The organism is Candidatus Pantoea floridensis, from assembly GCF_900215435.1.
Lineage (GTDB): Bacteria > Pseudomonadota > Gammaproteobacteria > Enterobacterales > Enterobacteriaceae > Pantoea > Pantoea floridensis.
In genome coordinates this window covers 2970782-2984102 of record NZ_OCMY01000001.1, presented here as the reverse complement: position 1 = coordinate 2984102, position 13321 = coordinate 2970782, and the positions used below count along the sequence as shown (strand labels likewise).

Below are 13321 nucleotides of genomic sequence, written 5' to 3'. Positions count from 1 at the left end.
TCTTATGTCTGACACCTTTAAACGCCAGCCGCTCCCTTTACCCAACGGTCACAATAAAGTGCTGCTGCACTCGTGCTGTGCCCCCTGCTCGGGCGAAGTGATGGAAGCGATGCTGGCTTCCGGCATTGATTACACCATTTTCTTCTACAACCCGAACATTCATCCGCTGAAAGAGTATGAGCTACGCAAAGAGGAGAACATCCGCTTTGCCGAACAGTTTGGCGTGCCGTTTGTTGATGCCGATTACGACAAAGATAACTGGTTTGAACGTGCGCGTGGCATGGAGTGGGAGCCGGAGCGCGGCGTGCGATGCACCATGTGTTTTGATATGCGCTTTGAGCGTACCGCGCTGTATGCGCATGAAAACGGCTTCCCGGTAATCACCAGTTCTCTCGGCATTTCGCGCTGGAAGAATATGCAGCAGATTAACGACTGCGGTGTTCGTGCCGCAGCCCACTATCCTGACATGCTTTATTGGGAGTTTAACTGGCGCAAAGGCGGGGGATCGTCACGCATGATCGAAATCAGCAAGCGTGAACGTTTCTATCAGCAGGAGTATTGCGGCTGCATTTATTCGCTGCGCGACAGTAATCGACATCGCGTTGCCAGCGGTCGCGAGCGCATTGAAATCGGCGTGCAGTATTACCAGCCAGACGAAGAGTAAAGAAAAGGGCAGGAAATCCTGCCCTTTATTTTTGTTAACGAAACACCAGCGTTAACACCACGATGATCACCATCATTAAGATCAGATGGAACACCACCTTATTGAGATTCCGGTTCCGCATATCGCCTCCATGTGCTTAAAACCACTGACCGAAACGCTTGATGTAGAGCATTTTCATGCCCTGCGCGACCACGCAGTAGCCGAGAAGCGTTGCCACCAGCCATGGGAAGTAGGTCCACGGCAGCGGCACTAAACCCACCATGGTGCCAAGCGGCGAGAACGGCAGCAGAATACCGGCGATCATCACACATGCGGTAGTCAACAGCACCGGCAGCGCAGCACGGCTCTGAATGAACGGAATCTTTTGCGTGCGCAGCATGTGCACCACCAGCGTTTGTGACAGCAAGCCTTCAATAAACCAGCCTGACTGGAACAGCGACTGCATTTCTGGCGTATTCGCCGCAAATACGTACCACATCAGCGCAAAAGTGGTGATATCAAAAATTGACGATGTTGGCCCAATCCACAACATAAAGCGTTTGATATTACGCGCATCCCATTTGCGTGGTTTACGCAGGAATTCGCGGTCCATTTTGTCCCACGGCAGCGCCAGCTGGGACAGATCGTACATCAGGTTCTGGATCAGCAGATGAATCGCCAGCATCGGCAGGAACGGAATAAAGGCGCTTGCGACCAACACCGAGAACACATTGCCAAAGTTAGAACTGGCGGTCATATTCAGGTACTTGATGATATTGCCGAAGGTTTCGCGTCCTTTCATTACGCCCTCTTCCAGCACCATCAAATCCTTCTCCAGCAGAATGATATCGGAAGATTCTTTCGCGATATCGGCCGCGCTATCGACGGAAATCCCCACATCGGCATCACGCAGCGCTGGCGCATCATTAATGCCATCACCCAGGAAGCCAACGGTATGTCCCTGCTGCTGCAACGCACGCAGGATGCGAGATTTCTGTAGCGGCGTGAGTTTAGCGAAGACGGAACTTTGCGCCGCCGCGGCCGCCAACTGCTCGTCACTCATCAGGGCAATTTGATCGCCGGTAACAATCGCACCGCTATCAATGCCAACCTGCTGGCAGATGCGCGCCGTCACCACAGGATTGTCGCCGGTTAATACTTTAACGCTGACGCCATTTTCACGTAGTGCGCCGATCGCTTTAGCCGCGCTCTCTTTCGGCGGATCGAGGAAGGTCAGCAGCCCTTCAACGGTTAATCCCTGTTCATCCGCCACGCTTAGCGGCTGCTGTAAACCAGGCTCCGCCAGCACGCGACTGGCCACCAGCAGCACCCGGAAGCCCTGTTCATTATATTGATGCGCCAGCGCGAGCAGTTCTGCACGGCGCGTTTCGTTCAGCGGCTGTACCAGCTTGCCTTCACGCTCGGCGGTGGCGATGCTCAGCATCTCTTCCACCGCCCCTTTGCAGATCAGCATCTGCTGATTCAGGCGACGATCGCGTACCACCACCGAGACGCGACGACGGATGAAATCAAACGGCAGTTCATCCACTTTGATGTAGCTGTCGCCCACCGCCTCGCTGACGCGGTTTTTGCCGTACTGCAAAATGGCGCGATCCATCAGGTTCAGCGTGCCACTTTGATAGTGGCTGTTGAGCCAACTCAGCATCAGCACGCGTGAGTTTTCTACTCCAGCACAATCCAGATGATGCTCGAGAATGATGTTGTCCTGCGTCAGCGTGCCGGTTTTATCGGTACACAGGATGTCCATCGCGCCTAGGTTTTGAATCGCGTTCAGGCGTTTGACGATCACTTTGCGGCGTGACATGGCAATCGCGCCTTTCGCCAAATTGGAACTGACGATCATCGGCAGCATTTCCGGCGTCAAACCTACCGCCACTGCCAGCGCAAACAATGAGGCATCCAGCCAGTCCCCTTTGGTTAGGCCATTAATCAACAGAACGATCGGCACCATCACCAGCATGAAGCGGATCAGCAGCCAGCTGACGCTGTTAACACCGCGGTCAAAGGCGGTTTGTGAGCGGTTACCAACAATCGATTTCGCCAGACTGCCGAAGTAGGTTTCGCTGCCGGTCGCCACCACCACGGCTTTGGCGCTGCCGCTGGAGACGTTGGTGCCCATCAGGCATACGCTGCCCAATTCCAGCAGTGAAGCGCCCTGCTCGCTGGTGCTGCTACTTTTGCTGGTGACATTGGCCGTGACGTCATACTTTTCAACCGGCAAAGATTCGCCAGTCAAAATCGCCTGGCTGATAAACAGATCGCGCGAATCCAGCAGACGCACATCGGCAGGAACTAAATCCCCTGCGGAAAGATAGATAATGTCGCCCGGTACCAGTGTGGCGATATCCACTTCCTGTTTAACAGGGGGTTCCTGCGCCGATTCACGACGCAGCACGGTAGCGGTGGTGCGCACCATGGATTTCAGCGCCTGCGCCGCTTTGTTGGTGCGGAACTCCTGCCAGAAACGCAGCAAACCGCTGAGCGTTACCATCGTCACAATGATGATGACACCGGTCAGATCGGTCTCCTCCCCCTTGCGCAGCGGCAGCCAGTAATCGGTGAAAAAGCTCACCAGCGCCAGCGCCATCAAAACATAGATAAACGGGTTGTTGAACGCTTGCAGCAGTTGCACCAGCGCCGGTGGCGCTTTGTCATGTTCCACCTGATTACGGCCATACACCGCTAAGCGCGCTTCGGCTTCACGCTCATTCAGGCCAAGCGCATCGCTACGCAGGCGTACCAGCGTTTCATCGGCGGTAAAACCGGCTTCATCTTCAATCAGATAACGAGGGGTTTTTTGACGCGGCTGGCGCGTAGTGTTCCAGGCTTTTTTGTCCTGGTTGAGTTTCATGTCAGTCATGATGACATTCCTCTTTTTTACGGCAATAAATATCCCTGCGTGCCGGGCACACATAAAGGGGGAATTAAATTAACGCTTAAGCGTTGTTAAATTAAAAATAACCTGTCGGGAATTTCCATATCACCTCCCGGAAATTAATGGCGGATCGACGTCCTCGTTAAATAACGAGTCATTATTAATGACGATGGAAAACACCACGCAATAAGTCAGTAACAACCTGACTCGTGCGCAGGGAAATTTAGCACGCTGAGATTCAGCGCGCGCATCGAGGCGGAGGGAAAAGTGCGTTTAAAATCATGTGCATGATGCTATTCCCACGGGCTTTAGCCCGCTACAGTGTCGTATCAGAGGGAACAATCATCAGAAAGAGGAGGATTGCTGCCCGCCATAGTGGCAAGCAGCGACAAAAGAATTCGCGCGTCAGCTTGCCTTGTGTTGCCATCTAAAAGGGTGACTGTCCAACTGAATTCTCCTGCTTTGAAATTGCGGCTATTATATTCCTGGCAAAGGCGAAGTAAAGTTAATTATCTGTAACTCAACACTCATTTAAATTCCGTTGTAGTTGAGTTGATATTAACTATTCCGGTCGCCATTAATGGCGACCCTACAAGGAAATTTGTTTTTCGTAGGGTGCGCATTTATGCGCACCGGGCAAACAGCTTTAGGTCTAGAACAAGCCTTATAACTGAACCACACGACTTAGACCATTAATGCATATGCATAGCCTCAAATTGACTATTCTTCACTGCCGCGCTCTCGTAAACTCGCGTTACTTTTTAAGGCAAGGAAACAACATGAAAAAAATCATTCCCTCACTGCTGGCGCTATCGCTGGCGGCCGCCTTCTCGGTTCAGGCAGCAACACCAAAAGATACTCTGGTTATTGCGCAGTCAACGGATGATGCCGATAGCTTCGATCCCGCCCAGGGCTTTGAGCTCACGACGGTGCAAGCGTTCACTAACATCTATCAACGTCTGGTTCAGTCCGATCCCACTAATCCCACCGATTTGCAGCCAACGCTGGCCACCTCCTGGAAAGCCGGCGATGATAATCGCAGCCTGACGTTTGAACTGCGCAAAGGCGCACAGTTCGCCAGCGGCAACCCGCTGCGTCCGGAAGACGTCATCTTCTCACTCGGTCGCGTAGTTAAACTGAACCTCGATCCCTCCTTTATTCTTACCCAGCTCGGCTGGAATAAAGACAATGTTGATACCTTCCTGAAAAAGGTCGATGACAATCATGTACAGATTAGCTGGAGCGCCAACGTCAGCCCGGCCTATGTACTGAGCCTGCTGTCTGCGCCAGTCTCCTCAATTGTGGATGAGAAAACCGCGCAGGCGAATGCGAAAAACGGCGACTTTGGCCACGCCTGGCTCGGCACCCATTCGGCCGGCAGCGGCCCGTATCAGATTCGCAAAGTGGTGCTGCATGAAGCGATTCTGCTGGCGGCGAACCCAACCTCTCCAGCGGGCGCACCGAAGCTGAAAAATATCCTGATCAAAAACGTGCCGGAACCGGCTGCGCGTCGCCTGCTGCTGGAACAGGGTGATGTGGATATCGCACGTAACCTTGGTGCCGACCAGATTGCCTCATTAAAAGGCAAAGCGGGCGTGAAGACCGAAGCCATTCCTATGGCGTCGCTCTATTACATTCAGTTCAATACCGGCGATAACCCGGTGTTGAAGAACCCGGCACTGTGGGAAGCGGCACGTTACCTGTTCGATTATAAAGGCATCGCCAACGACCTGCTGAAAGGCCAGTTCGACGTGCACCAAACTTTCCTGCCGAAAGGTTTCCTCGGTGCAATTAACGACACGCCATACAGCTACGATCCTGAGAAAGCCAAAGCGATTCTGAAGAAAGCCGGCCTGACCAACGTCAGCTTTACGCTCTCCACCAGCAACCAGCCGCCTTATCTCGATATCGCACAGGCGTTGCAGGGCAGCTTCGCTAAAGGTGGTGTGAAAGTGGAAGTGCAGCCGGGCCTGAGTTCGGAAGTCTCTACCCGCGTGAAAGCGCACAAATATCAAGCCACTTTGAACGCCTGGGGCGCGGACTATTTCGATCCGAACACCAACGCCGCCTCCTTCGCTTACAACCCGGAAGATGGCAGTAAAACCGTGGCGTACCGTTCGGACTGGCACATTCCAGAGCTGAACAAGCAAACCCTGGCCGCCACCGCCGAGAGCGATACCAATAAGCGCGTTGAGCTGTATCAGGCGATGCAGCGTGAAGTGCTGAAAAACTCGCCGTATGTGATTGGCTTGCAGGCAAAAAACCTGATTGCGCTGCGCGACAATCTGCAAGGCTATGTGCAGGGCATCAACCCAGACATGGTGTATTACTCGCAGGTTTCTAAGTAATGGCAGTGTCAGCTTCACAGGCCGGGTTCGCCCGGCCGCTCTGGCAACGCGTTAGCCACCTCGTCACCAGCCTGCTTTCTCTGCTGGTGACGCTGATCGGTTTGTTAGCGTTCACTTTTATGCTATCGCATCTGTCGCCTGTCGATCCGGTGCAGCAGATCGCCGGCGATCACGCCAGCGAGGCCACCTATGCGCAGGTACGCCACGATCTCGGGCTCGATCAGCCGGTGCTGGTGCAGTTCTGGCGCTATATCAGCCATCTGGCGCGCGGCGACCTCGGCTTATCACATCTCACCAATCAACCGGTCAGCGCCGACCTGATGCGCACGTTCCCGGCCACCATCGAATTGGCGACCTGCGCGATGATTTTTGCCGCGGTGTTCGGCATTGCCTTAGCGCTGCTGGCGGCATGGAAACCGGGCAGCATTATTGACAACATCGCGCGTTTTGTTTCGCTACTCGGCTATTCTGTGCCGGTGTTCTGGCTCGGTTTGCTGGGGTTGCTGCTGTTTTACGCCGTGCTGCACTGGTCGGCCGGACCGGGCCAGCTCGACGACATCTGGATCTATACGTTGGAGCCGAAAACCGGCTTTGTGCTGATTGATAGTTGGATGTCCGGCGATCCCGAAATGTTCCGTAATGCGATTGCCCACCTGTGGCTGCCGGTGGTGATTCTTGGTCTGCTGGCGATGGCGGGCATTACGCGCCTGCTGCGCGCTGCGCTGCTGGAAGAGAGCAACAAAGAGTATGTGGTACTGGCGCGCGCCAAAGGCGCCAGCCGCAGCCGCATCCTGCTGCGCCATATTTTCCCTAACGTGCTGGGCACGCTGATTACCGTTATCGCCCTCTCCTACGCCACGCTGCTGGAAGGTTCGGTATTGACCGAAACGGTATTTGCCTGGCCGGGCGTCGGTCGTTATATGACTAACGCGCTGTTTTCCTCTGATGTACCGGCGATTCTCGGCTCGACCTTGCTGATTGGCAGCTGCTTCATTCTGCTCAACGCGCTGGCCGACGCCCTGACCTGGTTAACCGATCCGAGAACCCGATGACTCAACAACTCTCTGAACTGGAAACGCTGCGCCCGCGCCGCCGGCGCGCCCGCGTGACCTCGCTCACTATCGGCCTGACGCTGGTGCTGATTGTGGTGGCGATGGCGCTGTTCGCCCCCTTGCTGGCGCCGTTTGATCCCAATGCGCAGATCATCTCCCAGCGTTTACAAGCGCCGTCGGCGCTGCACTGGTTTGGCACCGATGGCTTTGGCCGCGATTTGCTGTCGCGCGTGATTTATGGTGCGCGCCCGACGTTGCTGCTGGTGTCGCTGATTCTGGTGCTGACCATTCCGGTTGGCCTGCTGGTCGGCATCACTGCCGGTTACGTGGGCGGCTGGACCGAACGCGTATTAATGCGCATCACCGATATCTTCCTGTCGCTGCCGAATCTGGTGATCGCGCTGGCGCTGGTCGCCATGCTCGGCCCGGGTTTGATGAATGGCGCGCTGGCGCTGGCGCTCACCAGCTGGCCGCCGTTCGCGCGTCAGGCGCGTGCCGAAACGCTGGCGCTGCGCCGCAGTGATTATCTTGCGGCCGCGCGGATGCAGGGCATCACCGGCTTGCGCCTGATGTTTGGCCACATTCTGCCGCTGTGTATGCCAACGGCGGTGGTACGCGCCGCGCTGAGCCTCGGCGGTATTATTTTGTCTGCCGCCGGATTGGGCTTTCTCGGCATGGGCGTGCAACCGCCAACCGCCGAATGGGGTTCGATGGTGGCCGAAGGCAGTAAAGTGATTTTCGACCAATGGTGGGTTGCCGCCGCACCCGGCGGAGCCATTCTGTTCGCCAGCCTGGCGTTTAACCTGACAGGCGATGGCCTGCGCGATCGACTGGATACTCGCCATGCCAAATGACCTGTTAATTGATGTACAAGGCCTGACGATCCGCAGCGATGATGCGCTGCTGGTTGACAATATCGGCTTTCAAATTGGCCGCGAACGCGTTGCGCTAGTGGGGGAATCCGGTTCCGGTAAATCGCTGACCGCCCGCACGCTAATGGGCTTGCTGTCGCCTTCGCTGCAGCTGCAGGCCGACCGTTTGCAGATTGTCGGCACCGATGCATTGAGCCTGCGCGAGCGCGACTGGATCCAGCTACGCGGCAGTAAAGTGGCGATGGTGATGCAGGATCCAAAATACGCGCTCAATCCCACGCGTACCATTGGCTGGCAGGTGGAAGAGCCGCTGGTGCTGCACCACAAATTGAGCCGCGCCGAGCGCAAAGAGAAAGTGTGTGAAATGCTCGATGCGGTCGGCTTGCCCGATCCGCGTCAGTTAATGAAGCGCTATCCGCATCAACTCTCTGGCGGCATGGGACAACGCGTGATGCTGGCGATCGCCCTGATTACCGATCCCGAATTGCTGATTGCTGATGAACCGACGTCGGCGCTCGATCATGCTATGCGCGATCAGGTGCTGGCGCTGATTCGCCGTTTAGTAGAACAGCGCAATATGGGTTTGCTGCTGATCAGCCACGATCTGCAACAGGTTGCCGAACACTGCGAACGCGTGATGGTGATGTATCAGGGCCGGGTGCTGGATACCTTACCGGCGTCCGAGCTGTCTAACGCCAGCCATCCTTACACCAGCACGTTGTGGGCCTGTCGTCCGAGCAAAGCCACGCACGGCGAACGTTTACCGGTGCTGGACCGTGCCGCGCTGGAGAGAAATTATGATTGAGTTAGCCAACCTGAGCGTGTCGCACAAGCAAGGTTACGAGCTGCGCACCGTAGTGCACGATGTGTCGCTGCAGGTGGCCGCGGGGGAATGCTTTGGTCTGGTCGGTCCGTCGGGCTGCGGCAAGTCGTCGCTGCTGTGGGTGCTGGCCGGATTGAATCCGCACTGGAGCGGCAGCATGTCGCTGGCAAACACCGCCGTGCAACCGGGCAAAGCGTTTACCGGACAGCTGCGCCGCGATGTGCAGATGGTATTTCAGGATCCCTATGCCTCGCTGCATCCACGTCATCGTCTGCGCCGCACCCTGGCAGAGCCGCTGAAAATGCTGAAGCGTGATAATATTGACGATCGTATTAACGCCGGTTTCCGCCATGTCGGGTTGGATCCGGCCTTGGCGGATCGTTATCCGCATCAGCTTTCGGGCGGCCAGCGTCAGCGCGTAGCCATTGTACGTGCCCTGCTGCTGGAGCCGAAGATCCTGCTGCTGGATGAGCCGACTTCGGCGCTGGATATGTCAGTGCAGGCCGAGATCCTCAACCTGCTCAACGATCTGAAACAGAAAGATGGGTTAACCATGGTGCTGGTCAGCCACGATCCCGACGTGATCGATCACATGTGCGATCGCGCGGCGCGTATGGCGCAGGGCCGCATTGTGGAGCAACATTCAACCACAAGGAACACCGTATGACGGTTAAGTTACGTCCGCTGGAGCGGGAAGATTTACGCTTTGTGCACCAATTAGATAACAACGCCAGCGTGATGCGTTACTGGTTTGAAGAACCGTATGAAGCGTTTGTCGAGCTTTCCGATCTGTATGACAAACATATCCATGACCAAACCGAGCGTCGCTTTGTGGTGGAGCATGATGGACACAAAGCCGGGTTGGTGGAGTTGGTCGAGATTAATCACGTGCATCGCCGCGCTGAATTTCAGATCATTATCGATCCTTCCCATCAGGGCAAAGGCTTAGCCACCAAAGCGGCAAAGTTAGCCATGGATTACGGCTTTTCGGTGCTGAATCTCTACAAACTTTATCTGATTGTTGATCAGGAGAATAAGAAGGCGATTCACATCTACACCAAGCTCGGCTTTGAAGTGGAAGGCGTGCTGAAGCACGAATTTTTCATTAATGGCGAGTACCGCAATACTATCCGCATGTGCATTTTCCAGCAGCAATATCTGGCGCAGCATAAACCCGCCACGGCGATGGTGAAACCTACCGCGCAGTGATGACGATTTGGTCGCCATGAACGGCGACCCTACGTTAATGCAGCCGGATTTTCGTAGGGTGCGCATTCATGCGCACCTGAATATCAGCCGCGCGCGCCTACTACGTTCAGCTTCGGCTGCGGATGTTCAGGTTTGAGATCGTACATGCCGCCATAGAAAGGATCGACCAGCAGCCAGCCGGGGAAGCCCAGCAGCGGGATATTGCCGATCAAATACCACAGATTCGCGTTGGCCTCGATCGGCAGCGTTACCGGCACGTAGCCCGGACTCTCCAGCATCACCTGATAGTGCTTCTTGCCAAAGTAGTTACCGGTGGATTTTGCCAGCTCGACGGTTTGTGGCGTATACCCCTGCGCTACCGCGCGGCCGGTCTCATCCTGCACGGTGAAACGTGCGCCTTGCGGCACAGAGTCAATTTTTACCGGTTGCGTTTCAGTGCCGACAATGGTGGCGCAACCGCTCAACAGCAGCGCACAGGCAGGAAAAAGGTGTCGCAGGTTCATAGCAGGTCCGCTTCAGCATCAGAAAGGAGAGTTTACCCCGCCCTTCTGTGCTTAATCGCGCTAGTACTGATGCTTTTCTGCGCTTTATTACGGTTGACAACAGGCGGCAATCGCCGCGATATCCTGCGGTGTGGTGCGGCAGCAGCCGCCAATCAGACGTGCGCCGGCCTGCTGCCATTCGGCGAATTTGTCGTGCAGCGTGCAACCCGACGGTGCCGAGTGCCAGGTTTTGCTGCTGGCATCGTACTGCTCACCGGAGTTCGGATAAACCAGCAGTGGCTTATCGCTCTGCGCCTGCAAGTTGCGCAGGGCTGGCGTTACGCTCTCCAGCGCCACGCAGTTGATGCCAATTGCTAGCACCTGCGGCGCGCCATTCACCAGCTCGGCCACTTGGCTCAGCGGCGTTCCATCGCTGATGTGCTCAGCATCGCGCAGGGTAAAGGAGAACCATGCGCAACTGTCAGGGAACTCGGCCAGCAAGCTTATCAGCGCCTGCGCTTCGGCAAACGACGGCAGCGTTTCACACGCCAGCAGATCAACACCCGCCTCCAGCAACGCCTTTACGCGTGGACGATGGAACGCTTTCATCTCCTCTTCCGGCAGCGCGTAATCACCGCGATACTCGGCGCCATTGGCCAGAAACGCACCGTACGGCCCGACAGAACCGGCCACCAACAGCGGTGCGGTGCTGGCAGATGATGCGCGATAGTCGTCGCGCGCACGCTGCGCCAGCTGCACGCTTTGTTTGATCAGGGCCAGCGCCTGCGCTTCATCTAATCCACGCGCGGCAAACCCCTGCGGCGTGGCCTGATAGCTGGCGGTGATTGCCACGTGCGCACCTGCGGCAAAATAATCGTGATGCACCTGATAAATCAGCTCAGGATGTTCCATCAGCACTTTGGCCGACCACAGCGCATCGGCCAGATTGCAGCCGCGCGCCTCCAGTTCGGTGGCCAGCGCACCATCCAGAATCAGCGTGTCAGTGTGGGTTAGTGCCTGGGCGATGGGATTACGCGGCATCGTTGGCCTCCTCAGCCTTAAGAGATGATTTACGTCGTTGCGTGACATGGTAGGCAGCATAGCAGAACAGCACAAAGGGAATGCCGCACCATAGCGCAATACGCTGCGACGGATCGAACGCTAAACCGACACATGCTAACAAGCACAACAGGAAACCGAGAATCGGCGTGAGCGGATAAAGCGGCGCGCGATAGGCAAGCTGTTGCAATGTGCCGCCCGCCTGCAGATGGCGACGACGAAACACATAATGCGAGGCGCAAATACTCAACCACACTGCCACCACGGCAAAACCCGCAATCGCCGACAGTGCGACAAACACCGTGTCCGCCGCAATCACGCTTGAGAATAGCGCCAGCAGCCCGCCCAGCATGCTTACCGTTAACGCCAGCACCGGAATGCCACGACGGTTCACGCGCGCAAAACAGCGCGGCAAGGTGTTCTCATTGGCCAGCGACCACAGCATGCGGCCGGAAGCGTACAAGCCGGAGTTAGCCGCTGACAGGATGGCAGTCAGGATCACAAAGTTAAAGATATCCGCCGCGTAAGGGATGCCGATCTTTTCAAATACCAGCACAAACGGACTTTTGACAATGCCCGCCTGATCCATCGGGATCAGCGCCGCCAGCACGAACACCGTGCCGATAAAGAAGATGATCAAGCGTGCAACCGTGGTACGGATCGCCAGCGGCAGCGCTTTTTGTGGCTGTTCGGTTTCACCGGCGGCGATACCGATCAATTCCGTGCCGGAGAAAGCGAAGTTCACCGCCACCATGGTCATCAGAATCGGCAAGGTGCCGTGCGGCAGCCAGCCTGATGCGGTGAGATTGTGTAATCCCGGCGCCGCGCTGCCATCTTTCATCGGAATAAAACCGAAGATCGCGCCCGCGCCAAGGATAATAAAGGCGATGATGGTAACCACTTTTATGATGGAGAACCAAAATTCGCCTTCGGCAAAGAAACGCGTCGAGACGATATTTAACAGGTAAATGGCGCTACAGAACACCAAGCACCACAGCCATACCGGCACGCTCGGGAACCAGTACTGCATACAAAAGCCGGCGGCAGTCAGGCTGGATCCCAGCGCAACCGTCCAGGTCAGCCAATACAGCCAGGCGACGGTATAACCGGTTGCCGGGCTGAGATAACGTGCAGCATAGACGTGGAACGCGCCGGTTTCCGGCATCACCACCGCCAATTCGCCGAGGCACACCATCACCAGCCATACCACCAGCGCGCCAATTAGATAGGCCAGCAAGGTACCGGCAGCGCCGGTAGTTGAAATGATGTAACCGGTATTGAAAAACAATCCGGTACCAATCACACCGCCCAGCGACAGCATGACCAGATGCCGTACCTTCATGGTGCGCTTAAAGTTTTCCTGTGGAGGGAGATCCTGAGTTTGCATCAATATTATCCGTATGGACGTCTGAACATCTATATGGACACAGGGTTATACGCGTCGGCGTGACGATTTGCAACGTGGCAGAAGGTAAGGATTTAGGGGAAAGGTGTGTGGCCCCGCGAATACGGGGCGCAGCATCAGGCGCCGAAAACGCCCTGCAGATAACGCTCAAGCGCCACGCGCGAGCTGAAGCCGTGCGGAATGCCGTAATGCTCCTGCGAATCGCCCATTAAATAGAGCGGGAATTGGGTGTAGTGATCGCAGGTTTTCATTTCCGACGCCGGTTCAGCAAAGCCGTGGCTTTTCTCTTTCAGCGTAGGGTGAATAATCAACGCAGTACGTCCCATACGCGCTTCACGATTGACGTAGACATAGTTTTCGCCGCGACGATAACCGTAAATCTTTGGCGTCTGGGTATCCATTTCGAAGCCCGCTTTCTCTAGTACGCGTGCTACCTCATCGGGTCGTAAATACATGCTTGCTCCTCTCTTCTCACAGCCCCGCAACCTTACAACAGCAGGATGGCATGGGCATTCGGAATTTTCCCTAAAGC

General features: G+C 55.9%; 12 protein-coding genes. 7 read left to right on the top strand and 5 right to left on the bottom strand.

The features are described from left to right. The first annotated feature begins 4 nt into the window (after nt 1–4). Entirely contained in the window at nt 5–664 is a 660-nt protein-coding gene (locus tag CRO19_RS13915; protein WP_097096347.1) for an epoxyqueuosine reductase QueH, read from the top strand. A 136-nt stretch (nt 665–800) separates the two neighbouring features. Here CRO19_RS13915 and mgtA read toward each other — a convergent pair whose 3' ends face one another. Beyond that, entirely contained in the window at nt 801–3524 is a 2724-nt protein-coding gene (gene mgtA, locus CRO19_RS13910) for a magnesium-translocating P-type ATPase (RefSeq protein ID WP_097096346.1), read from the bottom strand. 794 nt (nt 3525–4318) lie between these two features. Here mgtA and CRO19_RS13905 point away from each other — a divergent pair. Genes CRO19_RS13905 through speG form a run of 6 tightly spaced genes read left to right on the top strand, consistent with a single transcriptional unit; the run spans nt 4319 to nt 9843 of the window. Continuing rightward, nucleotides 4319–5887 (top strand): ABC transporter substrate-binding protein, encoded by a 1569-nt coding sequence (locus tag CRO19_RS13905; RefSeq protein ID WP_097096345.1) that lies wholly within the window; start codon nt 4319–4321, stop codon nt 5885–5887. Further along, nucleotides 5887–6939 (top strand): ABC transporter permease, encoded by a 1053-nt coding sequence (locus tag CRO19_RS13900; protein WP_097096344.1) that lies wholly within the window; start codon nt 5887–5889, stop codon nt 6937–6939. The genes CRO19_RS13905 and CRO19_RS13900 overlap by 1 nt, the downstream gene beginning before the upstream one ends. After that, nucleotides 6936–7793 carry an ABC transporter permease gene (locus CRO19_RS13895; protein ID WP_008101592.1) on the top strand — a complete coding sequence of 286 codons (858 nt, stop codon included), beginning with the start codon at nt 6936–6938 and terminating at the stop codon, nt 7791–7793. Before CRO19_RS13900 ends, CRO19_RS13895 begins: the two co-directional genes overlap by 4 nt. Next, entirely contained in the window at nt 7783–8616 is an 834-nt protein-coding gene (locus CRO19_RS13890) for an ABC transporter ATP-binding protein (protein ID WP_097096343.1), read from the top strand. Before CRO19_RS13895 ends, CRO19_RS13890 begins: the two co-directional genes overlap by 11 nt. Next, entirely contained in the window at nt 8609–9301 is a 693-nt protein-coding gene (locus CRO19_RS13885; RefSeq protein WP_097096342.1) for an ABC transporter ATP-binding protein, read from the top strand. The genes CRO19_RS13890 and CRO19_RS13885 overlap by 8 nt, the downstream gene beginning before the upstream one ends. Then, on the top strand, nt 9298–9843 hold the full coding sequence (gene speG, locus CRO19_RS13880) for a spermidine N1-acetyltransferase (RefSeq protein ID WP_007886431.1): 546 nt from the start codon (nt 9298–9300) through the stop codon (nt 9841–9843). The genes CRO19_RS13885 and speG overlap by 4 nt, the downstream gene beginning before the upstream one ends. An 83-nt stretch (nt 9844–9926) precedes the next feature. On the opposite strand, the gene CRO19_RS13875 is transcribed toward speG, so the two are convergent. The 4 genes from CRO19_RS13875 to CRO19_RS13860 all read right to left on the bottom strand — a co-directional run bounded on the left by CRO19_RS13875 (nt 9927) and on the right by CRO19_RS13860 (nt 13244). Further along, nucleotides 9927–10346 carry a hypothetical protein gene (locus CRO19_RS13875; protein ID WP_097096341.1) on the bottom strand — a complete coding sequence of 140 codons (420 nt, stop codon included), beginning with the start codon at nt 10344–10346 and terminating at the stop codon, nt 9927–9929. An 87-nt stretch (nt 10347–10433) separates the two neighbouring features. Then, nucleotides 10434–11366, bottom strand: a complete 933-nt coding sequence (gene mmuM / locus CRO19_RS13870; RefSeq protein ID WP_097096340.1) for a homocysteine S-methyltransferase — start codon at nt 11364–11366, stop codon at nt 10434–10436. After that, nucleotides 11356–12771, bottom strand: a complete 1416-nt coding sequence (gene mmuP, locus CRO19_RS13865) for an S-methylmethionine permease (RefSeq protein ID WP_097096339.1) — start codon at nt 12769–12771, stop codon at nt 11356–11358. The genes mmuM and mmuP overlap by 11 nt, the downstream gene beginning before the upstream one ends. A gap of 134 nt (nt 12772–12905) precedes the next feature. Next, entirely contained in the window at nt 12906–13244 is a 339-nt protein-coding gene (locus CRO19_RS13860; RefSeq protein ID WP_007886422.1) for a DUF2002 family protein, read from the bottom strand. Nucleotides 13245–13321: the final 77 nt, after the last annotated feature.

Excerpts from the sequence above, each read along its gene's own strand:
- mmuM (WP_097096340.1), bottom strand. The coding sequence starts at position 11,366 with ATGCCGCGTAATCCCATCGCCCAGGCACTAACCCACACTGACACGCTG.
- CRO19_RS13895 (WP_008101592.1), top strand. The coding sequence starts at position 6,936 with ATGACTCAACAACTCTCTGAACTGGAAACGCTGCGCCCGCGCCGCCGG.
- CRO19_RS13905 (WP_097096345.1), top strand. The coding sequence starts at position 4,319 with ATGAAAAAAATCATTCCCTCACTGCTGGCGCTATCGCTGGCGGCCGCC.
- CRO19_RS13860 (WP_007886422.1), bottom strand. The coding sequence starts at position 13,244 with ATGTATTTACGACCCGATGAGGTAGCACGCGTACTAGAGAAAGCGGGC.
- CRO19_RS13885 (WP_097096342.1), top strand. The coding sequence starts at position 8,609 with ATGATTGAGTTAGCCAACCTGAGCGTGTCGCACAAGCAAGGTTACGAG.
- mgtA (WP_097096346.1), bottom strand. The coding sequence starts at position 3,524 with ATGACTGACATGAAACTCAACCAGGACAAAAAAGCCTGGAACACTACG.
- CRO19_RS13875 (WP_097096341.1), bottom strand. The coding sequence starts at position 10,346 with ATGAACCTGCGACACCTTTTTCCTGCCTGTGCGCTGCTGTTGAGCGGT.
- CRO19_RS13915 (WP_097096347.1), top strand. The coding sequence starts at position 5 with ATGTCTGACACCTTTAAACGCCAGCCGCTCCCTTTACCCAACGGTCAC.
- speG (WP_007886431.1), top strand. The coding sequence starts at position 9,298 with ATGACGGTTAAGTTACGTCCGCTGGAGCGGGAAGATTTACGCTTTGTG.
- CRO19_RS13890 (WP_097096343.1), top strand. The coding sequence starts at position 7,783 with ATGCCAAATGACCTGTTAATTGATGTACAAGGCCTGACGATCCGCAGC.
- mmuP (WP_097096339.1), bottom strand. The coding sequence starts at position 12,771 with ATGCAAACTCAGGATCTCCCTCCACAGGAAAACTTTAAGCGCACCATG.
- CRO19_RS13900 (WP_097096344.1), top strand. The coding sequence starts at position 5,887 with ATGGCAGTGTCAGCTTCACAGGCCGGGTTCGCCCGGCCGCTCTGGCAA.